Source organism: Streptomyces sp. NPDC044002 (assembly GCF_056434525.1).
Window position 1 is genome coordinate 102,238 of record NZ_JBWKEZ010000012.1, and the last position, 23,553, is coordinate 125,790.

26 protein-coding genes are annotated in these 23,553 nt (G+C 73.2%); 1 reads left to right on the forward strand and 25 read right to left on the reverse strand.

What is annotated here, in order from left to right:
* Positions 1-12: 12 nt before the first annotated feature.
* The 21 genes from AC07A6_RS12160 to AC07A6_RS12260 form a co-directional block, all read right to left on the reverse strand.
* On the reverse strand, positions 13-954 hold the full coding sequence (locus AC07A6_RS12160) for a pseudouridine-5'-phosphate glycosidase (protein ID WP_362465435.1): 942 nt from the start codon (positions 952-954) through the stop codon (positions 13-15).
* Between the two features lie 11 nt (positions 955-965).
* A complete protein-coding gene (locus tag AC07A6_RS12165; RefSeq protein WP_362465432.1) occupies positions 966-1,199 on the reverse strand; it encodes a tautomerase family protein in 234 nt (77 codons plus the stop codon).
* A gap of 141 nt (positions 1,200-1,340) precedes the next feature.
* Complete coding sequence (locus AC07A6_RS12170) at positions 1,341-2,288, reverse strand: EamA family transporter (protein WP_478777041.1); 948 nt, start codon at positions 2,286-2,288, stop codon at positions 1,341-1,343.
* The gene (upp, locus tag AC07A6_RS12175; RefSeq protein WP_362465427.1) at positions 2,288-2,953 is read right to left on the reverse strand and encodes a uracil phosphoribosyltransferase; all 666 of its coding nucleotides are present in this window, start codon (positions 2,951-2,953) and stop codon (positions 2,288-2,290) included. Before upp ends, AC07A6_RS12170 begins: the two co-directional genes overlap by 1 nt.
* Positions 2,954-3,268: 315 nt before the next feature.
* Positions 3,269-4,216: an alpha/beta hydrolase gene (locus AC07A6_RS12180; RefSeq protein ID WP_362465424.1), complete on the reverse strand. Its 948-nt coding sequence runs from the start codon at positions 4,214-4,216 to the stop codon at positions 3,269-3,271.
* A gap of 11 nt (positions 4,217-4,227) precedes the next feature.
* A complete protein-coding gene (locus AC07A6_RS12185) occupies positions 4,228-4,404 on the reverse strand; it encodes a hypothetical protein (protein WP_478777042.1) in 177 nt (58 codons plus the stop codon).
* 7 nt (positions 4,405-4,411) lie between these two features.
* Positions 4,412-4,909, reverse strand: a complete 498-nt coding sequence (locus tag AC07A6_RS12190; protein ID WP_478777043.1) for a nuclear transport factor 2 family protein — start codon at positions 4,907-4,909, stop codon at positions 4,412-4,414.
* A 132-nt stretch (positions 4,910-5,041) separates the two neighbouring features.
* Positions 5,042-5,269 (reverse strand): acyl-CoA carboxylase subunit epsilon, encoded by a 228-nt coding sequence (locus AC07A6_RS12195; RefSeq protein ID WP_362465416.1) that lies wholly within the window; start codon positions 5,267-5,269, stop codon positions 5,042-5,044.
* Between the two features lie 169 nt (positions 5,270-5,438).
* A complete protein-coding gene (locus AC07A6_RS12200; RefSeq protein ID WP_362465413.1) occupies positions 5,439-6,386 on the reverse strand; it encodes an ACP S-malonyltransferase in 948 nt (315 codons plus the stop codon).
* 23 nt (positions 6,387-6,409) lie between these two features.
* Complete coding sequence (locus AC07A6_RS12205) at positions 6,410-7,234, reverse strand: 4'-phosphopantetheinyl transferase family protein (RefSeq protein WP_362465410.1); 825 nt, start codon at positions 7,232-7,234, stop codon at positions 6,410-6,412.
* Entirely contained in the window at positions 7,231-7,593 is a 363-nt protein-coding gene (locus AC07A6_RS12210; protein ID WP_362465407.1) for an acyl carrier protein, read from the reverse strand. Before AC07A6_RS12210 ends, AC07A6_RS12205 begins: the two co-directional genes overlap by 4 nt.
* 11 nt (positions 7,594-7,604) lie before the next feature.
* The gene (locus AC07A6_RS12215) at positions 7,605-8,978 is read right to left on the reverse strand and encodes an MFS transporter (RefSeq protein ID WP_478777044.1); all 1,374 of its coding nucleotides are present in this window, start codon (positions 8,976-8,978) and stop codon (positions 7,605-7,607) included.
* A gap of 168 nt (positions 8,979-9,146) precedes the next feature.
* Complete coding sequence (locus tag AC07A6_RS12220) at positions 9,147-11,534, reverse strand: SDR family oxidoreductase (RefSeq protein WP_478777045.1); 2,388 nt, start codon at positions 11,532-11,534, stop codon at positions 9,147-9,149.
* 68 nt (positions 11,535-11,602) lie between these two features.
* On the reverse strand, positions 11,603-11,872 hold the full coding sequence (locus AC07A6_RS12225) for an acyl carrier protein (protein ID WP_185911021.1): 270 nt from the start codon (positions 11,870-11,872) through the stop codon (positions 11,603-11,605).
* 83 nt (positions 11,873-11,955) lie between these two features.
* Complete coding sequence (locus AC07A6_RS12230; RefSeq protein ID WP_478777046.1) at positions 11,956-13,173, reverse strand: ketosynthase chain-length factor; 1,218 nt, start codon at positions 13,171-13,173, stop codon at positions 11,956-11,958.
* Entirely contained in the window at positions 13,170-14,438 is a 1,269-nt protein-coding gene (locus AC07A6_RS12235) for a beta-ketoacyl-[acyl-carrier-protein] synthase family protein (protein WP_478777047.1), read from the reverse strand. Before AC07A6_RS12235 ends, AC07A6_RS12230 begins: the two co-directional genes overlap by 4 nt.
* Positions 14,439-14,478: 40 nt before the next feature.
* Entirely contained in the window at positions 14,479-14,808 is a 330-nt protein-coding gene (locus AC07A6_RS12240; protein ID WP_385760275.1) for a TcmI family type II polyketide cyclase, read from the reverse strand.
* 30 nt (positions 14,809-14,838) lie between these two features.
* Positions 14,839-15,507 (reverse strand): TetR/AcrR family transcriptional regulator C-terminal domain-containing protein, encoded by a 669-nt coding sequence (locus tag AC07A6_RS12245; protein WP_362465388.1) that lies wholly within the window; start codon positions 15,505-15,507, stop codon positions 14,839-14,841.
* Positions 15,508-15,605: 98 nt separating this feature from the next.
* The gene (locus AC07A6_RS12250) at positions 15,606-17,075 is read right to left on the reverse strand and encodes an FAD-dependent monooxygenase (RefSeq protein WP_478777048.1); all 1,470 of its coding nucleotides are present in this window, start codon (positions 17,073-17,075) and stop codon (positions 15,606-15,608) included.
* Positions 17,076-17,329: 254 nt separating this feature from the next.
* Positions 17,330-18,175, reverse strand: a complete 846-nt coding sequence (locus tag AC07A6_RS12255; protein ID WP_362465382.1) for a hypothetical protein — start codon at positions 18,173-18,175, stop codon at positions 17,330-17,332.
* A gap of 67 nt (positions 18,176-18,242) precedes the next feature.
* Positions 18,243-19,016, reverse strand: a complete 774-nt coding sequence (locus AC07A6_RS12260; protein ID WP_362465379.1) for a response regulator transcription factor — start codon at positions 19,014-19,016, stop codon at positions 18,243-18,245.
* Positions 19,017-19,248: 232 nt separating this feature from the next.
* Between AC07A6_RS12260 and AC07A6_RS12265 the strand changes: the two genes are divergently transcribed.
* Entirely contained in the window at positions 19,249-19,863 is a 615-nt protein-coding gene (locus AC07A6_RS12265; RefSeq protein WP_478777049.1) for a ScbR family autoregulator-binding transcription factor, read from the forward strand.
* Between the two features lie 121 nt (positions 19,864-19,984).
* Here AC07A6_RS12265 and AC07A6_RS12270 read toward each other — a convergent pair whose 3' ends face one another.
* The 4 genes from AC07A6_RS12270 to AC07A6_RS12285 form a co-directional block, all read right to left on the reverse strand.
* Positions 19,985-20,950, reverse strand: a complete 966-nt coding sequence (locus AC07A6_RS12270) for an SRPBCC family protein (RefSeq protein ID WP_362465373.1) — start codon at positions 20,948-20,950, stop codon at positions 19,985-19,987.
* Between the two features lie 76 nt (positions 20,951-21,026).
* Positions 21,027-21,299: an actinorhodin polyketide synthase gene (locus AC07A6_RS12275; RefSeq protein WP_362465370.1), complete on the reverse strand. Its 273-nt coding sequence runs from the start codon at positions 21,297-21,299 to the stop codon at positions 21,027-21,029.
* Between the two features lie 134 nt (positions 21,300-21,433).
* Positions 21,434-22,255 (reverse strand): AfsR/SARP family transcriptional regulator, encoded by an 822-nt coding sequence (locus tag AC07A6_RS12280; protein ID WP_362465367.1) that lies wholly within the window; start codon positions 22,253-22,255, stop codon positions 21,434-21,436.
* Between the two features lie 314 nt (positions 22,256-22,569).
* Positions 22,570-23,394: an AfsR/SARP family transcriptional regulator gene (locus AC07A6_RS12285; protein WP_362465364.1), complete on the reverse strand. Its 825-nt coding sequence runs from the start codon at positions 23,392-23,394 to the stop codon at positions 22,570-22,572.
* Between the last annotated feature and the right edge of the window lie 159 nt (positions 23,395-23,553).

Below are 23,553 nucleotides of genomic sequence, written 5' to 3' on the forward strand. Positions count from 1 at the left end.
GTCCGGAGTCGCTCACGCGGCGAGCTCCGCGAGGTGTGCGGAGTGCGCGACGGCCAGGCGGCCGGCGGCTTCGGCGCAGGAGGCGAGGACGGCCATATTGGCCTTGGCGGAGCGGCCGTCCGTGGCGGCGTCGACGGCCCGCATCAGGTACTTGGTGATGGCCTGGCCGGAAACCCCGTCCCGGGCCGCCTCGGCGACCGCGGCGCGGATGGCCGTGTCCACCTCGGCGGAGTCGATGGCGTCCTCCTCCCTGACCGGGGTGGTGATCAGGAAGGAGCTGTTGTTGCCGAGGGCCCAGTGGGCCTCGATGGCGCGGGCGATGACCCGTTCGTCGTCCAGGCGGTGGGGCGCCTTGTGGCCGCTCGTACGGCAGTAGAACGCGGGGAAGTCGTCCGAGCGGTAGGCGACGACGGGGACGCACTGCGTCTCCAGGTACTCCAGGGTCAGGCCGAGGTCGAGGATCATCTTCGCGCCCGCGCAGACGACGGCGACCTTGGAGCGGGTGAACTGGATCAGGTCCGAGGACACGTCCCAGCTCTCCTGGGCACCCCGGTGCACGCCGCCGATGCCGGCGGACGAGAAGAACGGGATCCCGGCGAGCTCCGCCGCCACGACCGAGGAGGCCACGGTGGTGGCGCCCGGGCCGCCCTGCGCCAGTACGACGGGCAGGTCCCGGCTGGACACCTTGGGGATGCCCGGCAGGGAGGCGAAGCGCTCGATGTCGGAGTCGGACATCCCGACGCGGATGGCGCCGGCCTCGATGCAGATCGTCGCGGGTACCGCGCCGCCGGAGCGTACCGCGTCCTCCACCTTGCGGGCGGTGGCGGCGTTGTCCGGGTAGGGCAGCCCGTGGGTGATGACGTTGCTCTCCAGGGCGACGACGGCCTTGCCCTCGTGGAGGGCCTCGCGGACCTCCTCGGTGTAGACGACGGGGACGCCGTTGCTTGCGCTCATCGGGATGTCTCTCAACTCTCGTTCACGTAACCGGGCCGCCTGACCTGCTGGTCCGGGCGGGCCGCTATCTCGGCGAGGACCTGGGCCTGCCAGTCCTCCGGTGTGACCGGCTCCAGGGAGATCGAGACGGCGTCCTCGCCGAGGGCGAAGGTCCGCGTCACGGCGGCCGTCACGGCCTCGTCGATCTCCCTGAGCTGCTCGGCCGTGAAGTCCCTCGGGTAGTGCCGGATGTGGATGTGGGGCACGGACTCGGTCCTTCCACGGTTTCGGGGTCAGGAGGTGGGCGGCACACCGCGGACGGGGGAGGCCACGGTGTGCCACCACCGCTCCCCGCCCTGCTCCAGGGGGCAGGCCGGGCGGGGAGTCGTGGGCGGGGCTCCGTCGCGTTACGCCTTGACGGATTCCCGCGAGGCCGGCCGGACCGGATCCGGTCCGGGCTCGGGCTCGGGTTCGGGTTCGGGTTCTGGCTGCTGCTTGGCCTGCCTCGGCTGGGCCAGGACCACCGACGCGACAACCGTCAGCGCTCCGAGGATCTGGAGCGGCGACAGCGCCTGGTCGAGGACGAACCAGCCGAGCAGGGTGGCCGTGAGGGGCGAGCCGAAGCTCAGGAACGACACGGTGAGCGCGGGCAGCCGCTGCACCCCGCGGAACCAGATCGCGTAGGCGATCAGGGCCCCGATGATGCCGAGGTAGGCGAAGCCCCAGAGGTTCTCCGCGGTGATCTCGCCGGGCAGTCCCTCGCCGATCAGCGCGATCGGCAGCAGGACCAGGCCGCCGACGGTGAGCTGCCAGCCCGTGAAGGGCAGCAGGCCCACCCCTTCGGGGCGTCCCCAGCGCTTGGTCAGCACGATGCCGGAGGCCATGCTGAGCGCGCCCAGCAGACCGGCGATGACACCGGTGAGGTTGAGCCCGGCGTTCGGCTGGAGCACGAGCAGGGCCACGCCGGCCGTGCCGAGGGCACAGCCGATCACGTGGATCCGCTTGATCCGCTCCTTCAGCAGCGCGGCGCCGAGCACCAGCACGATCATCGGCTGGATGGCCATCACCAGCGCCGCGACGCCGCCCGGGAGGTGGTAGGCGGCCACGAAGAGCAGGTAGAAGAAGGCTCCGATGTTCAGCACGCCGAGGACCAGGGCGCGCCACCACCAGATGCCCTTCGGCAGCACCCGGCCGACGAGCAGCAGGATCAGGCCGGCGGGCAGGGCGCGGAGCAGTGCCGAGAGCAGGGGTCTGCCCTCGGGCAGCAGCTCCGTGGTGACCAGGTACGTCGAACCCCAGACCACCGGCGCGAGCACGGTGAGCGCGGAGTCCGCGAGTGAACGGCCCGCCTTCATCAGGCCGCTGCCGAGTCGGTCGTGCCGAAGTAGCGGTCGCCGAAGTCGCCGATGCCCGGGATCATGAACGCGTTCTCGTTGAGGCGCTCCTCGATCGACGAGGTGACGATCTTGACGTTCGGGTGCTCGGCATGGACCGCCGCGATGCCCTCGGGCGCCGCGAGCAGGTTGACGAAGACGATGTTCTCCTCACGCACGCCTGCCTCCAGAAGGACTTCGATGGCCATGTTGGCGCTGCCGCCGGTGGCCAGCATCGGCTCCAGGGCGAGGACGTGCCGGTTGGCGATGTCCTCGGGGAAGTTCTTGTAGTACAGGTGCGGGAGCTTGGTGACCTTGTGCCGCTGGATGAGCAGCTTCCCGACGGTGATGTCGGGGATGACCTGGCGCAGCTCGTCGAGCATGGAGTCACCGGCCCGGATCACGGGCACGGCGCACAGTTTGGTGCCGAACTTCAGTCCGTCGTACGTCTCACCGACCGGCGTGACGGCCGCGTGCTCGTCGAACGGCAGCTGGTCGAGCGCCGATTCGAGCAGGAGGCGGATGATGCGCCGGGAGTAGAACACGAAGTCCGAGCGGGAGGCCCCGCGGTCTCGGATGATCGTGTGCATGGCCCGCAGCTGCTTCGTCTGCGGCAGCGGGTGGACGTTGTGGTGGCCGGTCGCCATGAGAAACCTGCTTCTCGTCGGTCGTGGAGACGGGCTGCGGCCGGGCCCGGGCCCGGAGGGGCCGCGGGGGCCGCAACCGTTTGGTCGGGTCCGAGGTCAGGCGTCGGTTCTCTCGGCGTCGATGGCGGTGCCGGCCTGCACCAGGTCCTTCAGGTCGCTCATGCGCGTTCCTCTTCGGGAGGGTTCAGATGGATCGGAACGGATCCGACAGATACCGGGAGACCGAGTGGACGTGTCCCGGTGTGACGGTTCGTTGCATGTCTCGGGATGCTCACGAGAACCCTCGTCGGTACCCGTCCACGGGGTCAACGGGGTCTATGTCAGATCCGCGTCAACCTTCTTCAGGTCGCCGTCAGAGCCCGTCACGACCCGGCCAACGGCCACGTCGCGGGCGAGGAGGCATTCCTCCAGGAAGGACAGGACCCGCAGGTGGTAGGTGCGGGCCGCCCAGCCCAGGCTGATGTTGTGCCCCGCGTGCGGCTGCCGGGCCACCTCCGCGGGGGCCGCCGTCAGCGGAGTCAGCAGTTCCTCCAGCGCCTCCCCGTCGTGCCTCCACCACTGCTCCTGTTCGGCGAACGTGAAGCGCACCGGCACCCGCACCCCGGCCGCCACGGCGGGGTACATTTCCGGCCACCGCCGCGTCTCCCGCGCCTCGGTCGCGGGGACCGGCCGCAGCAGCCCCTGCCCGAGCCGGAAGGCGTCCGGCGGGTAGAACCGCAGGGCGCCCCAGTGCCGGCGCCACTCGCCCGGCAGGTCGGGGCCGGGCAGCCGGCCGGCCTCCACGGCGAAGCGCCGCCCGATGCCGGAGACGTCCACCCCGATCGGTACGAGGCCGCCCCGGGCCGCGCCCGCGGCCGCGAGCGCGACGCGGCCGCCGCCCGAATGGGCCACGAGGAAGACTCCGGCGCCCAGTTCGCGCCCCTCGGCGAAGCCCTCCAGTGCGGCGAGCACGGCGGCGGTCTGCCCCGCGAGGTCCTGCCCCTCGGGCAGCGCCCCCGCCGAGGCCCCGTACCCGGGCCGGTCCAGGGCGAGTACGGCGTATCCGAGGCCGGCGCCGAGCTCCAGCAGCGAGAGCCCGGGCCGCGCCCGGCTGTCGAAGTAGCCCGCGCTCATCCCCGAGCCGTGCAGGGCCACCACCAGCGCCCGGGGTACGGGCTGTGCGGGCAGGGCCAGCAGACCGGACAGCGGGATCCCGGCGGCGTCGAGGGTGACGGGCCGGACCGGGGGCACGCCGGCAGGTGGCACAGGGACCATGAGGGGCATCTCCAGGAGGGTCAGGACGACCGGGCGGACGGGCTGCGCCGGGCCTTGGCGACGGCCAGCCCCCAGGCGGCCCGGCGGCGCAGCAGGGTGGTCAGGGGCGGTGCGGCGCACGCCCGTGGGAGGCGTACGGCCTCCGGTGCGGGATCCCTGGCGGGGACCCGGTAGCCGGCGGTCTGCACGGCGTTCATCCGGTTCTCACAGCCGGACTCCGGCGAGTTCGGGCAGGCGTGCGCCGGAGTCCCACACGACGTGGAACGCGACGTGGCTCAGCCGCCAGCCGGCCGGCGTGCGCACGGCCCGGGCCTCGGAGTACCCGCCGACCTCGAAGTGGGCCGACGGCCCCCGGCCGGCGTGGTGGACGTGCGTGGTGAGCTGCTGGGCCCGCAGCGTGGCCCGGTCCCCGTCGAGGACGACGGAGTGGTTGGAGCTGGTGTGGTGGATGCGCGCCCACCGTTCCCGGGCCCCGCGCTGGAACGCGGCGAAGGCCTCGATCCCCTCGCACACCCCGATCGGGAAGGAGAAGGTGGCGTCCTCGGTGAAGAGCGAGGCGTACCGGAAGTCCTCCGGCCCCGTCCCGTCGTGGGTGTCGAGGGCGGTCACGTAGCGGTCGAACAGCTCGCGCAGCTCGGCGCGGTCGCTCAGGGCCTGCACCTGCTCGCGCAGTGCCGCGATGTCGTCATGGGTCGATGGCATGGCCTCTCCAGTCGGCGGACTCGGGACACGGGCCGGCGGCCAGGAGCGTCCGCCCGCGAACTCCTGGACCGTGGCACTGGGTTGAAGGGCGGGCGGGCGCGGTGTGCGGACGGGGGCGGGGCCGCGGCCCGGTCAGGCCGACCGGAGCGCGTGCCAGGTCCGCGGGCCGAGGTAGCCACGGACCCGCTCGGGCCGGCGCCGGCCGGCGAGGGCCGGCCCGCCGCCGGCCGTGCCGCCGTGCTCGCCCTCGTACGCCGCCGCCCGCGCGAGCACCACCGCGGTCAGCGCCGCGAGGGCCTCGGCGTCGGGGCGCCCCTTCGCCACGCGGATGAGTTGGCCGGGCTCGACTGTCGTCTCCACAGACTGCTCCTCGTCTCGTGACGTCCCGCCGGCACTGGCTGCGGCGGGTCCGCGTGCTCGCGGGGCGGTACGCCGGCACCGCCGGCGCGCCGCACCCCAGAGAACGGATCAGTACCGTGCGGACCTCGCACGGATCTACGGCCCCGCTCGTGCCTGGGTCAGGCCGGGGTCAGGCCGCCGTCGCGGTGAGCTCGTCCACGGCCAGCGCCAGCCGGTCCGGCGTGTGCGTGCTGTGGACCCGGGCGCCCGGCAGGATCCGCCGGACCAGCCCGCCGAGCACCCGGCCCGGCCCCACCTCGACGAACCGGTCGACGCCCGAGGCGGCGAGCGTGCCGACCGCCCCGGTCCACCGCACCGGGCTGGTGAGCTGGCCGCGCAGGGCGACGGCGGCCTCGGCGGCGCTGGTCACCCACCCGCCGGTGACGCCGGAGACCAGGGGCACCACCGGGTCGCGGAACTCCGTCGCGATGAGCGTCTCGGTGAACTCCGCCTCGGCCTCGCCCAGCAGGCTGGAGTGGAACGGGCCGCCGGTGTGCAGCCATTCCACCCGCGCCCCGGCCGCCCGGGCCGCGTCGGTGGCGCGGGCCACCGCCTCGGCCTGGCCGGACACCACGGTCTGGCGGGGTTCGTTGTCCCCCGCCACCTCGACCACCTGGCCGGTGGCCGCCCGGGCCTCGGCGCAGATCCGGGCCAGCTCCGCACGGCTCGGGCCGATGACCGCCGCGGTGGCACTGCCGACGCGGTCCCCGACGGTGGCGACGAGCTCGCCGCGGAGCCGGACGAGCCAGAGCGCCTCGGTCCACTCCAGGACGCCGGCGGCGACGAGCGCCGCGTACTCGCCCAGGCTGTGCCCGGCCACGGCGTCCGGCCGCAGGCCCTCGCCGCGCAGCACCTCCAGGACGGCCATGCTGGTGAGGAAGATCGCCGGCTGTGCCACGGCCGGGTCGTCCAGGTCCCGCGGCGAACCGTCCAGGCAGACCCCGGCCAGCGGGAACCCGAGCAGGTCGTCGGCGGTGCGGTAGTAGGTGTCGGCGAGGTCGGGCCGCAGGGCGAGCAGCTCCCTGGCCATGCCGGCGTATGCGGAGCCCTGGCCGGGGAAGACGAAGGCGGTGGTCATCCGGTCACGTCCTTATCTGCGGTTCAACTGGCGAGGACCGTGTCACGCGGTCCGGGGGCGGCGCCGCACACGGTGTGGTCCGCGGCCAGCCAGGTGTCGGGCACCCACCTGACGTCGACCACCTTGGGGGCGGCCCCGGCCACCGCCACCGCGGCGGCGTGGGTGGCGTCGGCCGGAACGCCGACCATGGTCCAGCCGTCCGGGTGGCGGCCGTGGTCGGTGCCCAGGTAGTCCTCGGCGGGCGAACGGCTCAACCCCGTACCGAGCCCCTTGAGGAACGCTTCCTTGCGCGTCCAGATCTGTCCGAACAGCTGCCGCCGGTCCTCACCGGTCTCGGCCTCGGAGATCTCCAGCTGCTCGTCCGGGTGGAGCGCCTTGGAGCAGATGTCCACCGTCTCGGCGCCGGGGAGTTTCTCCACGTCAACGCCGAGCGGCGAGGTGCCGACGCCCACCATGGCCACGCCCCCGCTGTGCGAGAGGGAGTAGTGCAGCGGCGGCGGCGGGGGAGAGAGGGCGGGGCGGCCGTGCGGCTCGCCGCAGCCCGGGCAGGGCTCGCGCATGAAGCGGACGTCCTGGGGCAGGGTGGCCGTGTAACGTCCGAGCAGCCGGCGCACCGCCACGTGGGCGGCGGCGTACAGCAGGCCGTCCGACTGGCGGATGAAGGAGTCGGTGCGCTCGCGCTCCTGGTCGTCGAGCTCGCCGATCGCCAGCGCGTCGGCGTCCGCGCCGGTGGGGCGGCGGATCAGCCAGAGGTCGACGCGGTCGGCGGAGAGGGTGAAGTCGGGCCGGTCCAGGTCCTGGTGGTTGACCACCGGGCGGACGGCCGGGAGCAGGGTCGTAGTGCTCATGCCGGCACCGCTGCCCCGTGCAGGTGGGCCTCGGGGCCGAGCTGGCCGGCGAGGCAGTCGATGAGCTCCTGGGCGCTGTTGGCGAGCAGCAGCCGCTGGAGGTTCACGTCGACGCCGAGGGTCGCCTCCATCCGGTACTGGAGCTCGATGCCGGAGATCGAGCCGATCCCGAGGCAGCCCATGGGACGGCCCGTGGTGTCCACGAGGTGGGGCTCGATGCCGAGGATGCGGCCGAGTTCCTCGCGCACGTACTGCTCCAGGATCCGGGTGCGCTCGTGCAGCCCGGCCGTGGCCAGGACCGCCATGTCGGGCCTGGTCATGTGCACCAGGCCGGTGTCTGTCTCGTATGTGTCTGACATGTGGAGTGTGTTCATGATGCTCTCCGGGTTGAGGAGGGGTGGAGCAGGCCGCGCAGGGCCACGCACGCGCCGGCCAGGCCGACGCCGGTGACCAGCCAGAGCGCGGGGCCCCGGCCGGCGGCCGCGTACAGGGCCGACGTCAGCGCGGTCGTCAGCGCCGCGCCCAGCTGTACGCAGGTCTGGTAGAGGCCGCCGGCCGCCTGCTGGAGGGCGGGCGGGACCGTGCCGGTGGCCTGGAGGTGCAGGGCGGTGAAGGCCAGCACGAAGGCGACGCCGACGAAGGACATGGCGGGCAGCAGGTCGGCGTAACCGACCGTCCCCCCGCCGTGCGGGTAGAGGGCGTAGCCGAGCGGGGCGGCGGCCGCCCCGGCGGCGACGGCCCGCGCGGGGCCCAGCCGGGCGGCGATCCGCCCGGAGTGCAGGGCGCTCAGCGCGAGCGGGACGCCGGCCGGCAGGAAGGCCAGGGCCGTCTGCCAGGGGCTCCAGCCGGCCCCCCGCAGGTGCAGGGCCGCCACCAGCAGGAAGCCCACGTACGAGCCGTTGAGCGCGGCCGCCCCGAGCGCGGAGCGCAACAGCGGCTCGTGCCGCAGCAGTTCGGTGCGCAGCAGCGGCCGCGGCGCGGTGCGTTCGGCCCGTACGAGTACGGCGGCCAGCGCCGCGGCCCCCGCGAAGGCCGCGGCGGCGTACCGCCACTGCCCGCCGGGGCCCGCGATGCGGGAGAGCGCGTACACCAGCAGCAGCACGGCTCCGGTCAGGGCGGCGCCCGCGACGAGGGGGTGCCGGCCGAGCGGTCGGCGCGGCCCGTCCCCGTCGCGGGGGACCAGCCGCAGCCCGGCGGCGAGCAGCAGCAGGGCCACGGGCGCGGGGAAGGCGATGGTCCAGCGCCAGCCCGCACCGGTGAGCAGGCCCGAGAGCAGCAGTCCCGAGCAGAACCCGGCGGCGCCGAAGAAGGAGTAGACGGAGACCGCCCGGCGGCGCTCGGCGCCCTCGGGGACGGCGGAGAGGATGATGGCGAGTCCGGTGGGCGCGGTCAGCGCCACACAGAATCCTTTCAGCACGCGGGTGGCCGTCAGCAGGAGCGCGCTGTCGGTCAGCGCGCCCGCCAGCGAGGCGGCGGCGAAGACCGGCAGTGCCGCCAGGTAGACCCGGCGCCGGCCCAGCCGCTCGACCAGTCGGCCGCCGAACAGCAGCAGCCCGCCGAAGCCGGCGGCGAAGCCGCTGACCAGCCACTGGACGCGGGTGACGGACAGTCCCAGGCCGCTGCCGACGGACGGCAGGGCCACCAGGGTCGCGGACACCTCCAGGGCGTCCACCAGCATGTTGGCGGCGAGTACGGACACCAGGGCCCAGCGGGCCCGGGCCCGGCCGCCGGACTGGGTGTTCATCGGGTGGGCACGCTCGCGTTTCGGAGGAGCGGATGAGGAGGGGGCGAGGAGCGGACGAGAAGGGGACGGGCGGCCCGGGGAGGGTTCCCCGGACCGCCCGCCCGCCGCCGGCGCGGCGCGTGGGTTGTGCGCCGGCGGGGTCTTGGGCCCCCGGCTGTGTCTCGTGGATCAGCCGAGGAGGGTGCCGCCGGTGGCGTCGACGAAGGAGCCGGTGATCCAGCGCGCCTCGTCGGTGGCGAGGAAGGCCACCACGTCGGCGACGTCCTCCGGCTCGCCGACCCGGTTGAAGGCGGACAGCCCCGCCATGTACTCGACGGCCTCGGGGACGTCGAAGACCGGGTTGCCGTTGCGGGTGATGCCGGGCGCCACCGAGTTGATGGTGATGCCCCGGGGGCCGAGGGCCTTCGCGAAGTGCAGCGCGAGCTGTTCGAGCGCGCCCTTGCTCATCGCGTACGCGATCTCGTCCGGGTTCGCGAACCGGGTCAGGCCGGAGGAGATGTTGATGATCCGGCCGCCGTCGGGCATGTTCCGCAGCGCCCGCTGGATCAGGAAGAAGGGCGCCCTGGCGTTGACGGCGAAGATCCGGTCGAACTGCTCGGGGGTGACCTGGTCCGCCGGGACCCCGCCCATCACCCCGGCGTTGTTGACCAGGATGTGCAGGTCGGTGGAGCCGGTGCGCTCCAGCAGTTCCGCCTCCAGCGCGGTGAACAGGGTGTCCGCATCTCCGTCGACGCCCAGTTCGGTGCGCAGCGCGAAGGCGCGGCCGCCGTCCTTCTCGACCGAGGCGACGACCTCGTGGGCGGCCGCCTCGTCCTGGTTGTAGTGGACGGCGACGAGCGCGCCCTCCTCCGCCAGCCGCATCGCGGCCGCCCGGCCCATGCCCCGGCTCGACCCGGTCACCAGCGCGGTGCGGCCGGTGAGCCGCTCCGCCCCGGCGCCGGTCCGCGCGGGCACCGCCGCGGGTGCGGTGAGCACTGCCGCGGGGGCGCCGGCGGTGACCGGTGCCGCCGGCCGGACGGTGGGCTCCCCGGTCCGCTCGGGCCCGAACCAGCGGCCCAGCGCCCCGGTGAGCGGGCCCGCGTCCGGACCGTCGGCCCAGACCACGTGCCCGTCGGGGCGCACCAGCACGGCGGTGACCGCCTCCCCGGCGGAGCCGCCCGCGACCGGGGCGGCGGTCACCGAGGCGGCTGCCACGGTGCGGACCCGGCCCGCCCAGGGTGCGGCCGCCTCGGCGAGTTCGGCCCGGCGGGCCTCGTCGCCGGGCGGGAGGAGCAGCAGGCCCCGCCCCGGACGCAGCAGTTCGAAGGTGCCGGTGCTGCCCTCGGCGGTGGTCACCCCCCAGTGCGGCACCCTCAGGCCGAGCAGCCCGGAGCCGCCGCCGTCACCGTCACCGCCGTCACCGCCGTCGACCGCGTGGCGTACCGAGAGGCCCGAGATCAGGCCGGCCAGGTGGGTCCGTACGTTCTCACTGGCGGTGAGCTCGGCGAACACCTCCCGCACCGCGTCCACCTCGGGTCCGCCGAGCAGCAGCATCGCCTGGGTGCGGACGTTGCCCTGGACGGCCCTGCCGACGGGGTGCCGTTCGGCGTGGTAGCTGTCGAGGAGTTCCTCGGTGCCGTGCCCGGCGATCCGGGCGCCCAGCTTCCAGCCGAGGTTGAAGGCGTCCTGGAGCCCGAGGTTGAGGGACTGGCCTCCGATCGGCATCTGCTGGTGGGCGGCGTCCCCGGCGAGCAGGAGCGGGCCCCGGCGGTACTCGGCGGCCTGCCGGGAGGCGTCGCCGAACGAGTTCACCCACAGCGGGGTGCCGGAGCCGATGTCCTCTCCGGTGATGCGCTTCCAGGCGTCGGCGACCTCCTCGAAGACGGGCTGCCCGGCCCGGGGGCGGGCCCCGAACTCGTGCACCATCACCCGGGTCACCCCGTCGGGCCGGCGGGCCGCGATGGCCAGTCCGCCCGCCAGCCGCTGGAAGCGGCGGTTCGGGATGTCGATGCCCGCGACGTCGGCCCGCAGCATTTCGCGTTCGGCGTCGGTGCCGGGGAAGCCGAAGCCCCCCAGGCGCCGCACGGCGCTGTTCTCGCCGTCGCAGCCGACGAGGTACGGGGCCCGGAAGGCCACCTCCCCGCCGTTCTCGGTGCGTACGGTGGCCAGCGCCCCGTCCGCCGTTGTGGTCAGCCCGGTCAGCTCGTGGCCGCGCCGGATGTCCGCGCCGAGGTCGGCCGCCCATTCCCCGAGGACTTCCTCCAGGCGGGTCTGGGCGACCTTCCACTGCCCCGGGTAGGGGCCGGGCAGGCCGAGGTCGAGGGGTATGCCCCCGAAGTGGCCGGCGTTCTCGTGCGGTACGTCGCCGAGGCGTTCCAGCAGGCCGCGGCTGTCGAGGATCTCCACGGTCCGGGCGTGCAGGGACGACGCCCGGGATTCGGCGGTCGGCGCGGTGAGCCCGTCGAGCACCACCACGTCCGCCCCCGCGAGCCGGAGTTCTCCGGCGAGCAGCAGTCCGACGGGGCCCGCGCCGACCACGATCACCTGGGTCTCGGTGCAGTCCTGATCGATGGCCATGGGCGTACTCCCTTTCTGTGGGCTGGGATGGGGGATGTGGTGGCGGGTGTGACGTGACGCGTGACGCGTCAGGCGTCGACGGAGACCTTGAGGTGCTGGTTGACGGCTTCGACGAGGGTGCGCGGGGTGCTGTTGTCGCTGAAGATGTCGTCGTCGAGCGTGATCCCGAACTCGCGCTCGATGCGGCCACCGGTCTCCAGGAGCGCCAGCGACTCGTAGCCCAGGGCCTCGAAGTCGGCGTCGAGGATGTCCCCGTCGAGGTCGACGGCCTCGTCGGCGCCCGCGCCCTCCAGGAGGATGCGCTTGAGGTCGTCGAAGGTGAATTCCTGCTTGGACACGGTGGGTCCTTTCATCGGTCTTCCGCGACCGGGGAGTCCGGCCGCGGGAGTTCTGTCGTACGGGTGGGACAGGGGTGGTCGGTTCAGTCGACGGCGCGCAGGAGGGCGGCGGAGTTGAAGCCGCCGTGGCCGCGGGCCAGGACGAGCGCGGTGCGCACGGATGCGGTCCGGGAACGCCCGGTCACCAGGTCGATGTCGTAGTCGGGCGAGAGTTCGACGTTGGTGGTCGCCGGGATCAGCCCCTCGCGCATCGCCAGGACCGCGCTGACCACGTCGACCGGCGCGCCGCCCGCGCCGAGCCGCCCGGTCATCGTCTTGGGCGCCGTCACCGGCACCCGCCGCGGACCGAACACCGCCGTGATGGCCTCGGCCTCCGCCCGGTCCAGGTCCGGCACACCCGCGCCGTCGGCGAACACCACGTCCACCTCGTCCGGATGACACCCGGCATCCGCCAGCGCCCCCTCCACCGCCCGCCGCAGACCCGGCTCACGCCCACTGCCCGGCCGCGGATCGAACGTGGCCGCGTAACCGGCGAACTCGCCGTACACATTGCCCCCGCCACGCGCCCGGACACTGCCCTCGTCCTCCAGGACGACGATCGCCCCGCCCTCACCGGGCACATAACCCGACGCCGCCCCGTCGAACGGCAGATACGCACGCTCTGCCTCGTCACTGAGGGAGAGGGATCCGCCGGCCAGGTGGGCGGCCCATCCGAAGGAGCAGATGGAAGCGTCGAAACCACCGGTCGCGATCAGCCGGCTCCCCTTGCGGAGCCGCCGCCGTGCGTACGAGAACGCCTCCAGCCCGCCGGCCTGGTCACCGACCACGACCCCGGCCGGGCCGCGCAGGTCGTTGCGGACCGCGATCTGGCCGCTGTTGACGGCGTAGAACCAGGCGAAGGACTGGTACGCGCTCACATGCCTGGCGCCCTGGCTCCACAGCTTGCGCAGCTCCCGCTCGCCGAACTCGAAGCCCCCGGAGCCGGCAGCGGTCACCACACCCATGTCACACGGATGGACGTCCCCCGGTGCGATGCCCGCGTCGGCGAAGGCGCAGTCGGTGGCGATCAGGGCCAGCTGGGTGACCCGGTCGGTCTGCGGCACCAGCCGCCCCGGCAGATGGTCCCCCGCCTCGAAACCGTGGACCTCCCCCGCCAGACGCGCCGGGAACGACGAGGCGTCGAAGCGGGTCACCGGCCCGATCGCGTTCTTCCCGATCCGCGTCGCCGCCCAGAAGTCCGCCACCCCCAGCCCGCTCGGCGCCGCCACACCGATACCGGTGATCAGGGTCCTGCCGCTCACGGCAGCCTCCTGTCCGGCCGGGCAAGCACCATCGCGCACTGGAACCCCCCGAACCCGCTGCCCACCGTCAGCACGGCGTCCGTGCGCTGCTCCCGCGCCACCACCGGCACGTAGTCCAGGTCGCAGTCGGGGTCGCGCGTGCGCAGGTTCGCCGTCGGGGGCACCACGTGGTGCTCCATCGCCAGCACGGACGCCGCGATCTCCAACGCCCCCACCGACCCCAGCGAATGCCCGATCATCGACTTGATCGAGCTCACCGGGATCCGGTAGGCGTGCGGCCCCAGGGCCAGGCGGTACGCGGCCGTCTCGTGGGCGTCGTTCTGCTTGGTCCCCGAGCCGTGCGCGTTGACGTAGTCGAGGTCGGCGGGGCCGAGGTGCGCCTCGTCGAGTGCGACCGTGATGGCCTCGGCGAGCTCCCGTCCGTCGGGGCGCAGGCCCGTCATGTGGAAGGCGCTGGAGCGGGAGGCGTAGCCGGCGATCTCGGCGTAGACGTGCGCGCCCCGGGCGCGGGCGGCCTCCAGCTCCTCCAGCACGAACACCGCCGCGCCCTCACCGAGCACGAAACCCTTGCGGGTCGCGTCGAACGGCCGGGACGCCCGCTCCGGATCGTCGTTCAGCGTCGTCGTCGCCTTGATCGCGTCGAAGCACGCCAGCGTCAGCGGGGTGATCGGCGCGTCTGTCGCACCCGTCACCATGACGTCGGCCGCACCCTCGCGGATCAGGTCCACCGCATGGGCCACGGAGTCGATCCCCGCGGTGCAACCGGAGGAGACCACCGTCACCGGCCCCTCCGCACCCACCACCCACGCCACTTCCGCGGCGAAGGAGCTGGGTACGAAGTGCTCGTAGAGGTGCTGCGGCGCCCGGGTGTGGTCGACGGCCTGGAGCCGGCCGTCGATGCTGGCCGCGCGGTACGCCTTGTCGAGGCTGCTGACGGCTCCCACTCCGGTGCCGATGCTGACGCCCGTGCGGTACGGGTCGAAGCCGGTGGGGTCGAGGCCGCTGTCCTCGACGGCCTCGCGGGCCGCGACCACCGCGAACTGGGCGGCGCGGTCCATGCGGCGGATCTCGTCCTGCGTCAGGCCGTGCAGCTCCGGCAGGAAGTCGGCCTCGGCCGCCACCCGGGAGCGGAACCCGGAGGCGTCGAAGTGGGTGATCTCCCGCGTCGCCGTGCGCCCCGAGCACAGCAGTTCCCAGAACTCCCGGACACCGATGCCTCCCGGCGCCAGTACCCCGATGCCTGTGATGACTACCCGGCGGGCCACGAGCGGTGCCCTCCCGTCATCTGCGCTGATCCGGCGGACATCATTCGGAGGCCGTCCAGTCGTAGAAGCGCGTGGCCATCGCGTCGGCCGGCGTGCGCCAGGTCTCCGGGTCGTACGGCTGGATGAAGGGCTGCAGGTCGTAGCTGATCTTCATGAACCGCGGGTCGTTGCGGGACGCCTGGATGCGCTCGCCGCCGTCGTCCTCGGCGAAGTCCTGGAGGTGGAAGTAGAGGCCGTTGTAGGTGAACAGGCGCCGGCGCAGCGTGCCCATGCGCTGCGGCATGTCCGTGTTGTCGAACTCGGCGAAGAGCTGGGCGACCTCGGCGCTGGAACGGACGTCCATCCGCGCCACGATCAGGTTGCTGTGCATCGTTTCTACTCTCTCCAGGGATCGGCGGGGTCAGCGGGAGGAGCTCGGGCCGTACAGCCGGATGAAGTCGTCGACTCCGTCGGCTATGAGCGCGTCCTCCTCGTGTCGTCCGAGCGGCAGCGCGCCGTGGAAGGAGCGCTGCACGACGGACGAGGGGACCAGCAGGATGAAGCGTTCGGCCGCCTGGTCGGCGTCGGTGATGCCGAGCAGGCCGCGGTCGGCTACCTGGCGCAGCCGGCGGGCGAGCTCGCGGCGGGCCTGGCGGGGGCCGGTGGCCTGCCACTTGTCGACGGCCTCGGCGGGCAGGGTGGTGACCTCGGCGCTGATGTGCCGGACGATCGCGAAGTGCTCGCGGAAGGCCTCCAGCGGCGCCAGCCAGGCCCGGCCCAGGGCGATCAGGTCGCCCCGCAGGTCGGTGATCTCCGCGAGGTGGCTCTCGGCGACGGCCGCGAGGCAGGCCGCGACGGAGGCGGAGCTGTCCAGCAGTACGCCGAGCAGGAGTTGTTCGTGGTCGGGGAAGTGCCGGGCCACGGCGTCCGTGCCCACTGAGGCCTCGGCCGCGGTGGCTTCGGCGGTGCAGCGCCTCCAGCCTTCGCGGGCGAGGACGGCCCTGGCCGCCCGTACGATGTCGCGGCGTTCCCCGTCGTGGCCGGTCGGGCCGGCGGGGAGGCGCTCGATCGTTGCTTGCGGCGTTGCCATGTGTGGTTCCTCCGATTGACGTTCTCGTCCGGCCGCCGGATGGGGCGGCCGTCAGGGGGTGCGCCGGTCGTCAGCGGCCCTGCGGGCCGGGGGTCCCGTCAGGGGGTCCCGAACCAGCGTTCGAGCGCCATCGGCAGGTCGTGGTGGCTGCCGGGCGCGGCCCATGCCACGTACCCGTCGGGCCGGATCAGCAGGGCGGTGGTGTCGTGCAGTCCGCCGGTCGCGGGCGCCGCGCCGCGCGGCCGGGCGGTGACGGTGTCGACCCGTTCCGCCCAGGCCGCGGCGCGCTGGCGCAGCCGGGGGTTGTCCGCCAGGTCGAGGAGCACCCCGCGGGCGGGGCGCAGCAGTTCGGTGCTGGAGGTGGGGCCTTCGGGGCCGGTGAGCTCCAGGTCCGGCATGCGCCGGCCGAGCAGCGGATGGCTGCCCCGCCCCACGTCGTAGCTGATCTCCAGTCCGGTGACCATGGCGGCGAGGTGCCGGCGGACGTCCTCGTACTCCATGAGGTCGCGCAGGGAGTCGCGCAGCGGCTGTACCTCCGCGCCGCTGAGGAACAGCAGTCCCTGGGCCCGGGTGTTCATCAGGAGCCGCCGGCCGACGGGGTGGCGTTCGCCGTGGTAGGTGTCGAGCAGGCCGAGCGGTGCGCGGCCGAGTACGACGGAGGCGAGCTTCCAGCCGAGGTTGACGGCGTCCTGGATGCCGGTGTTCATGCCCTGGCCGCCGGCGGGCAGGTGGATGTGCGCGGCGTCGCCCGCGAGCAGCACCCGCCCGCGCCGGTACTCGGTGACCTGCCGTGCCGCGTCGCCGAAGGCGCTGACCCAGACGGGTTCGGCGGCCGAGATGTCCTCGCCGGTGAGCCGCTGCCAGGCGGCGGCGACCTCGTCGAAGGACGGCGGGCTCTCGCGCCGGCGCGGCGGGGTGCCGCGTTCGCAGACGACGATGCGGGTGGTGCCGCCGGGCAGCGGGCCCACCATGACCATGCCGCCGGGCAGGCTCTCGCCGATCATCCGGGGCTTCAGTTCGATGCCCCGGATGTCGGCGAGGTACATCTCCATGGTGGCCGCCGTGCCGGGGAAGTCGAAGCCGGCCGCCTTGCGCACGGTGCTGCGCCCGCCGTCGCAGCCGACCAGCCAGCCGGCGCGCAGGGTGTGCGTGCCGTCCGGGCCGCGGACCTCGACGTCGACGCCCTCGCCGTCGTCGCGTACGGAGAGCACTTCGTGGCCGCGCCGGATGTCGGCGCCGAGGGAGGCGGCCCATTCCTCCAGGTGCGTCTCCGTGACGGACTGCGGCACGGTCTTGGCGGCCTGGCAGGCGCCGTCGAGCACGCCGAAGTCCAGCGGCAGTCCGCCGAAGTGGCCCTGGGTGCTGCGCTCGATCTCGCCGAAGCGTGCGAGCAGGCCGCGCTGGTCGAAGGTCTCCAGCGTGCGGGTGGTGAAGCCGAGCCCGCGGGATTCGCCCGTACGCCGGTCAAGGCGTTCGAGGACGACTACGGCGACTCCCGCCAGCCGCAGTTCGCCGGCGAGCATCATGCCCGCGGGACCCGCGCCGACGACGATCACAGGGGCGTCCATCACGTCTCCTTGAGTTCGGCCTCCGGAGACAGTGCACCGGATCTTGACTACAAGGTTCTTCGGCCGCGAGCGGCCGTTCAATGGCGCTGGATTCAGGAGTAGGTCAGGTTCCACAAGGCCCGGTGCGGTGCGTCGGACGGTGGAAAAGGGAATGTCAAACACCGGTCAGACGGCCGGATCCGGACCCTGCCGGAGGCCGTGCTGACCGGTGTGGAGTGCTGCTCGGTGTGGTGCCGCGGACCGGGACGGAAGGCTCAGGTCCGCGCGGCCGCCCGGCGGGTGAAGCAGTCCCGGACGTCGCTCTCGTTGTAGTACGTGCGCCCCGCGCGGTTGCGCCGGCGCCAGCGCTGCTCGCTCGCCAGCCGGTAGACGGTACCCGTGGGGGTGTGCCACAGCTGCGCGATGTCGGCGGCGGTCAGCCAGCGCTCGGTGGCCGGCGCGGCCGGGGTGCCGGGTTCCCGGGAGTCCATGGAGCGGCTGAGGCCGCTCCACTGGTCGCTGGTCCAGCGGTGTCCCGGGTCCGCGGCGCACACGATGGCCGGCTCGTCGGCGCGGGCCGCGGCGCGCACCGCGAGGGTGAGGGCGCCGGCGCAGCCGGACTCGGGGCAGTCGCCGAGGCGGATGCTGCGGGCCGGGTCGGGGAAGGCGGCGCGGCGGCCGGCCCGTACCAGCCGGGCGATCTCCTCGGTGGCCTCGCCGGCGGCGGAGTGGGCGGCGAGCCAGTCGGCGTTGCGCAGCAGGAAGGCGGTGAGCGCGGCAACGGTGCGCGGCGGTGCGGCGAGGCCGCGCTGCTGGGCGACGAGCCCGCTCCAGGAGCCGAGTACGGAGACCATCCCGGCCCGTACGTCGGCGGCGGCGCCGTTGAAGGGGAGGCCGGGCAGTACTCCGCCGGTGGTGCGCTCGCGCAGGCTGCCGGGGGCCGCGCCGCCGAGGACGCGGCCGCATTCCTCGTACAGGTGGGCCAGTTCCGCGAGGCCCGCGGCGAGGTGCTCCCGGCAGGGCTTGCAGAGCCGGCTGCCGCCGGTCGTGCGCCTGCGGGTCCCTCCGCCCGACCGCCCGGTGCGGCAACCCTCCCCGTGGCACAGCGCCGTCACTGCCATGCTCGTTCCCCCTCGGCTTGCGTCGTGCTCGGCGGTCGTCCTCCCGCGGCTGCGCGCGGGGGCGGGTTCAGGTGCCCTGGCCGAACCGGAAACCGACGCCGCGGATCGTGATGATCCAGCCGGCGCCGATCTTGTTGCGGAGCGTGCTCACGTGCGTGTCGACGGTCCGGCGCGACCAGGAGTCGCCCCAGACCTGCTGCATCAGCATCTTGCGCGGGATGACGGTGTCGGGGTGGGACGCGAGGAGGTAGAGCATGTCGAACTCCTTGCGCGTGGTCTCGACGGGCTCGCCGTCCAGGGTCACCTCGCGCGTGCCCGCGTCGATCCGCAGCGGACCGCAGGTGATGGTGGCCGCGGCGGGGCGGGTCGGCCGCGCCCGGCGCATGACCGCCTCCATCCGCGCCATCAGCTCGCGGAACCCGTACGGCTTGACCAGGTAGTCGTCGGCGCCCGCCTGGAGGCCGAGGACCCGGTCCAGTTCGCTGCCCCGGGCGGTGACCGCGATCACCGGTATCTCGTGGGCGGCGCGGATGCCGCGGCAGACCTCCAGACCGTCCAGGTCGGGGAGTTCCAGGTCGAGCAGGACGAGGTCGGCGTCGGCGTAGCAGCGCAGGGCGTCGCCGCCGGTGGCGACGATCTCGACCTCGTGTCCGTGCCGGCGCAGGCCGCGGGCGAGCGTCTCCGCCTCGATCGTGCTGCTCTCCACGATGAGGATCCGCCACAGGGCCGACTGGGTCGGCGCTTGCTGTGGCGTTCTGAGCCCCTCGGCCGGCAGGAATCCCCCGTTCACGCCCGCGGCGGCCGTGTGAGGTTCCAGTACAGCAATGGTCCGCTGGTTCATCTGCCCCCCTCCCCTCAAGCTCGGTTGAGCCAACGTCAACGAAGATACAAACCGCTTCGTCGGTTTGTCAAAGCCTGCAAACCCTGGCAAGGACCTCGAAAAAAGGACCAAATCGGGCCACCGCGGGGCAGGAATCGCCGCCAAACCAGCCAGGAACGGGCATCCGGAGCCCATTCCCATACCAACGGCGCGGTTTAATAATGGAAGGAAACTGATACAGGAGCTATGCGTGATGAAACAAGAACGCGCTGTCCGGACCCGTCATGCACTGATTGAGTCAGCCGCGACCGTGTTCGGACGGCGCGGCTACGCAGACGCGACGCTGAGCATGATCAGCGTCGGAGCCGGAGTGAGCCCGGGCGCGCTGCACTTCCACTTCGAGAACAAGGCGGCCGTCGCCCGGGCCGTCGAGGCCTCCGGGGCCGAGGCCCTGCGCGCGGCCGCCCGCGAGGTGTACGCGGGGCGCACGTCCGCCCTCCAGGCCCTGGCCGACAGCTCCCAGGCGCTCGCCGGGCTGCTCCTGGGGGACGTCGTGGCCCGGGCCGGTTTCCGGCTGGGCCGGGAGTCCGCGTACACGTCCTCCTGCGCCCTGCCCCGTGAGTGGCACGAGTACGTGCACCGGCTGCTGGCGGAGGCCTCCGAGGAGGGCACCCTGCTGCCCGGCCTGAACCACCGCAGCGTGGCGGCGACGGTCGTGGCGGCCACCCTCGGCTTCGAGGCACTGGGCCGCGACGACCCGCAGTGGCTCGCGCCGCGCACGCTGGCCGGCTTCTGGCGGGTGGTCATGCCCTGCCTGGCCGTGCCCGCCACCCTGCGCGAACTGGACACCGCCGGGCGGGGGAGCTGAACAGCACGGCGGCCCGCCACCGCGGGGGGAACACGGTGGCGGGCCGCCGCCAGGGGGGAAAGCCGGCGGGAGCCGGCAGGGGTTCAGAGGGCCCGGCAGGGGTCAGAGGGCCCGCGGTGCCTCACACCGAGCGCAGGGTCCGGACCGGGTCGCCCGCGTACCGCGTCGCCGGCTCCAGCACGGCCCGGCTCTCGCGCCCGACCACCTCGCGCACGTACCGCCGCGCCGCGGCCAGTTCCGCGCCCGGGCCGGGGCGCCGCCCCACCGCCCGCTCGTCCAGCAGCACCTCGTGCCGACAGGACACGGTGACCCCCGACACGTCCGGCTCCACGCACCACTCGCCGGCGTGCGCCGCGAGCAGCGGGTGGGGCCTGGTCCGCTTGAAGACGATCCGCCCGGCGGCCGGGAAGCACACCCGCGACCCCTCGGTCGGGTAGGAGGAGCCGTCGTCGGCCAGGTTGACCAGCCGGGTGCGCTGCACGCCGGGCCGGTCCTCGGACACCTCGGCCTCCAGCACGTGCGCGACCCTGCCGGGCCAGGAGTCCACGCCGTACAGGAACTCGTACACCGGCTCGGCCGGGCCCTCGATCCGTACGGACTCCTCGAAGGACACCGTGAGCTCGTCGAGCCGCCGCCAGCGCTCGGCCGCGGTCCGCAGACCGCCCAGCGCGGCCCACGCGCCCTCCTCCGCCCGCGCCACGGCCCGTCCGGCCTCCGCGGTGCGGCCGCCGTCGAGGGTGATCTCCTGTTCCAGGGTCAGCCGCGACCAGCCGGGGGCGAGTTCGTCCACGCACCAGCTGCCGCCGGAGGCGGTGACGGGCGCGTCGGGGCGCTCCTCGCGGAAGAGGACGCGCCGCCCGCCGGCGTCCAGGGTCCGCCGCACGAGCGAGCGCCGCAGTTCCCCGCCCGCGTCGGCCCACCGGACGTACCGGTCGGCGACGCCGTCGAAGTCCAGCCGCTCGACGTGGACGGTGTCCGGCAGGAACAACGGCCACTGGGTGACATCGGCCACCAGGGTGTACAGGGCTCCGGCGGGCGCGGCCGCGTCGACCGCGTATGACATCCGGTGCACTCGCTCGACAGACATCGGGGACACCTCTCTCAACGCTTGGCGCAGAGCCTGTCGGCGTCCGCCGGAGTGCGCGTCGAACGCCGCTGGAGTCTCAGACGGCGGCGCGGCTGCCCAGCACGTCGTTGACCATGCCGAGGAAGAGCCGCGGGGTGTCGCCCAGTTCGAGGATCTCCCGGGCGAGCGGGACGGCGAACTTCCGCTCGATCGACTCGATGGTCTGCAGGATGCAGAGGCTGTCGTAGCCGAGTTCGATCCAGTACAGGTCCTGGACTTCCTCGGTCAGCTCGACGCAGTCCTCCTCGCCTCCCCAGATCCGCAGGATGCGGGTGAGGTCGGCGAGTTCCAGCCGGACCGTGGCTTGCATGGTTTGCCTCTCTCCTCGTCCGCCGGCGCAGCGGCTCATACCGGGTCGCCAGGAGCCTGACCGCCCGCCCTGGAGAGCCCCTCACGCCGGGAACGAGCCCCGCTGGAGCCGCCGCGCCTCCCCTCGGCGGCCTGCTAGGCCGCGTACAGGTCGAAGGTGGAGCTCCGGCGCGGTCCGGCGACGACGTCCAGCGCCGGGTCCACCCGCAGCATCGCCTGGTGCAGGCGCTGCAGCTGCTGCGAGGGCTCGACGCCGAGCTCCCCGATCAGGCGGGCGCGGAGCCTGCGGTAGACGTCGAGGGCGGTGGCCTGCCGGCCCGAACGGTACAGCGCGACCATGGCCTGCGAGTGCAGGCCCTCGTGCTGCGGGTTGCGGGCCATCAGCTCGGTGAGCTCGGCGAGCAGTTCGCTGTGCCGGCCGAGGCGCAGGTCGACGTCGATCCGCCGCTCGGTGGTGACGAGCCGGCTCTCCGCCAGCCGCAGCACCTCGATCTCCAGGATCGGGCCGACGCGTACGTCGACCAGCGCGGGCCCCTGCCACAGGTCGAGCGCCTTGCGCAGCAGGTCGGCGGCGCGCTCGTCGTCACCGTCGTCGAAGGCGTTCTGGCCGGAGGCGACGAGGGCCTCGTACTCGTGGACGTCCACCGACTCCTGCGGGATCTGGAGGAGGTAGCCGCCGTGCCGGGTGGCGAGCACGTCCTTGGCGGTGCCGGGGGCCCCCGGGCCCATCGCCGTGCCGAGCCTGCGGCGCAGCTGGAGGATGTACGTCTGCAGGGTGGTGAGCGCGCTTTCGGGCAGGTTCGTCCCCCAGATCTCCTCCATGAGGGTCGGAACGGGCATCACCCTGCCCGGGTAGAGCGCGAGAAGCGCCAGGATCTGACGCGGCTTGCCCGCCGTAGGAACGATCGATGCCCCGTTGACCTCGGCACTCAACGGACCCAGAACCTGAATCTTCACGGTCTCCCGTCTCCCCTCCATATTTCGTCGAGATACTCTCGGTTTTCAGTATTCGACCCGACGACGGTAAGCCAGCCCAGGGCAACATCACCGGGCATTCAAGCCGACATCGAGCGGACCTCCGAAACAGGCGAACAGACGGCGGATTCGAAAGACAGGATTCCGATTGGACGGTAAACCCCGTGCTCAGCCCACTGATCGGGCTCGTCGTCTTTGTTCCGATCCCCGTTGATGCAAATTAAATCTCAGGTTTTACCCAGCGCTTTCTTAAATCCCCGTGCAGCATTCACCGGGCGATCATCCGAGCGCCCGGCTCAGCCGACCCGGGCGAGCCGCTTGCGGGCGTTCTCCGCGGATTCGGCGGCGGGCACCTCGGGGCCGCTCATGAGGATCGACCGCTGGAGGCTGCGCAGGGCGGCCGAGGGCTCGATGCCGAGTTCGCGCACCAGCGTGGCGCGCAGCCGCTGGTAGACGCTGAGCGCCTCGCCGCGGCGGCCCGAGCGGTGCAGGGCGAGCATGAACTGCCCGTGCAGGTTCTCGTGGATCCGGTAGCGGCTGGCCAGAACGGTCAGTTCCGCGAGCAACTCCCGGTGCCGGCCCAGCTTCAGGTCGGCCTCGATGCGCTGGTCGAGCGCGCACAGCCGGGTCTCCTCCAGGCGGCGGGTCTCCATGTCCAGCTGCACGCCGCCGTCGACGTCGGCGAAGGCCGGCCCCGACCACAGGGCGAGCGCCTCCCGCAGCAGCCGTGCGGCATTGGGGAAGTCCGCGGCGTCCATGGCCCGGTAGCCCATCCCGGCCAGCCGGTCGAACTCGCGCACGTCGCTGGTGCCGCCGCCGCTGTTGAGCATGTACCCGCCGGGCAGCGTGACGAGGACGTCCTTGGCGGTGCGCGTCCCGTCGGTCCCCTCCAGCGCGGTGCCGATGAGACCGCGCAGCTGGAGCACGTAGGTCTGCAGGGTGGTCCGCGCGCTGCGCGGCGGCTCCGTCCCCCACAGCTCCTCTATCAGCGCGGCGACGGGCACGACCTGGTCCGCGTGCAGCGCGAGCAGCGCCAGCACCTGCCGGGGCTTGGCCGCCGTCGGCGTGATGGAGACCCCGTTCTCCCGAACGGTCAGTGCACCCAGTACATCGATGTCCACGCCGTACTCCCCTGCTTCGTCCGTGGATGAGCCCTTGACTTTCGCTGGAACGAGCAAAAAACAGCTCCGCCGGTTTGTCAATACCAAACCGGATGTACCGTTTTTCGCCGCCCGGCCACCGCCGAACCGGGCCGCAACCCATCCTGACCTGCAATTTCA

What these genes read in the sequence shown, in the direction of transcription:
- AC07A6_RS12205 (WP_362465410.1), bottom strand. Translation starts at nt 7,234, where the DNA reads ATGAGCACTACGACCCTGCTCCCGGCCGTCCGCCCGGTGGTCAACCAC.
- AC07A6_RS12170 (WP_478777041.1), bottom strand. Translation starts at nt 2,288, where the DNA reads ATGAAGGCGGGCCGTTCACTCGCGGACTCCGCGCTCACCGTGCTCGCG.
- AC07A6_RS12275 (WP_362465370.1), bottom strand. Translation starts at nt 21,299, where the DNA reads ATGCAAGCCACGGTCCGGCTGGAACTCGCCGACCTCACCCGCATCCTG.
- AC07A6_RS12200 (WP_362465413.1), bottom strand. Translation starts at nt 6,386, where the DNA reads ATGACCACCGCCTTCGTCTTCCCCGGCCAGGGCTCCGCATACGCCGGC.
- AC07A6_RS12215 (WP_478777044.1), bottom strand. Translation starts at nt 8,978, where the DNA reads ATGAACACCCAGTCCGGCGGCCGGGCCCGGGCCCGCTGGGCCCTGGTG.
- AC07A6_RS12210 (WP_362465407.1), bottom strand. Translation starts at nt 7,593, where the DNA reads ATGTCAGACACATACGAGACAGACACCGGCCTGGTGCACATGACCAGG.
- AC07A6_RS12180 (WP_362465424.1), bottom strand. Translation starts at nt 4,216, where the DNA reads ATGCCCCTCATGGTCCCTGTGCCACCTGCCGGCGTGCCCCCGGTCCGG.
- AC07A6_RS12250 (WP_478777048.1), bottom strand. Translation starts at nt 17,075, where the DNA reads ATGGACGCCCCTGTGATCGTCGTCGGCGCGGGTCCCGCGGGCATGATG.
- AC07A6_RS12245 (WP_362465388.1), bottom strand. Translation starts at nt 15,507, where the DNA reads ATGGCAACGCCGCAAGCAACGATCGAGCGCCTCCCCGCCGGCCCGACC.
- AC07A6_RS12240 (WP_385760275.1), bottom strand. Translation starts at nt 14,808, where the DNA reads ATGCACAGCAACCTGATCGTGGCGCGGATGGACGTCCGTTCCAGCGCC.
- AC07A6_RS12270 (WP_362465373.1), bottom strand. Translation starts at nt 20,950, where the DNA reads ATGTCTGTCGAGCGAGTGCACCGGATGTCATACGCGGTCGACGCGGCC.
- AC07A6_RS12265 (WP_478777049.1), top strand. Translation starts at nt 19,249, where the DNA reads ATGAAACAAGAACGCGCTGTCCGGACCCGTCATGCACTGATTGAGTCA.
- AC07A6_RS12255 (WP_362465382.1), bottom strand. Translation starts at nt 18,175, where the DNA reads ATGGCAGTGACGGCGCTGTGCCACGGGGAGGGTTGCCGCACCGGGCGG.
- AC07A6_RS12260 (WP_362465379.1), bottom strand. Translation starts at nt 19,016, where the DNA reads ATGAACCAGCGGACCATTGCTGTACTGGAACCTCACACGGCCGCCGCG.
- upp (WP_362465427.1), bottom strand. Translation starts at nt 2,953, where the DNA reads ATGGCGACCGGCCACCACAACGTCCACCCGCTGCCGCAGACGAAGCAG.
- AC07A6_RS12185 (WP_478777042.1), bottom strand. Translation starts at nt 4,404, where the DNA reads ATGAACGCCGTGCAGACCGCCGGCTACCGGGTCCCCGCCAGGGATCCC.
- AC07A6_RS12190 (WP_478777043.1), bottom strand. Translation starts at nt 4,909, where the DNA reads ATGCCATCGACCCATGACGACATCGCGGCACTGCGCGAGCAGGTGCAG.
- AC07A6_RS12160 (WP_362465435.1), bottom strand. Translation starts at nt 954, where the DNA reads ATGAGCGCAAGCAACGGCGTCCCCGTCGTCTACACCGAGGAGGTCCGC.
- AC07A6_RS12220 (WP_478777045.1), bottom strand. Translation starts at nt 11,534, where the DNA reads ATGGCCATCGATCAGGACTGCACCGAGACCCAGGTGATCGTGGTCGGC.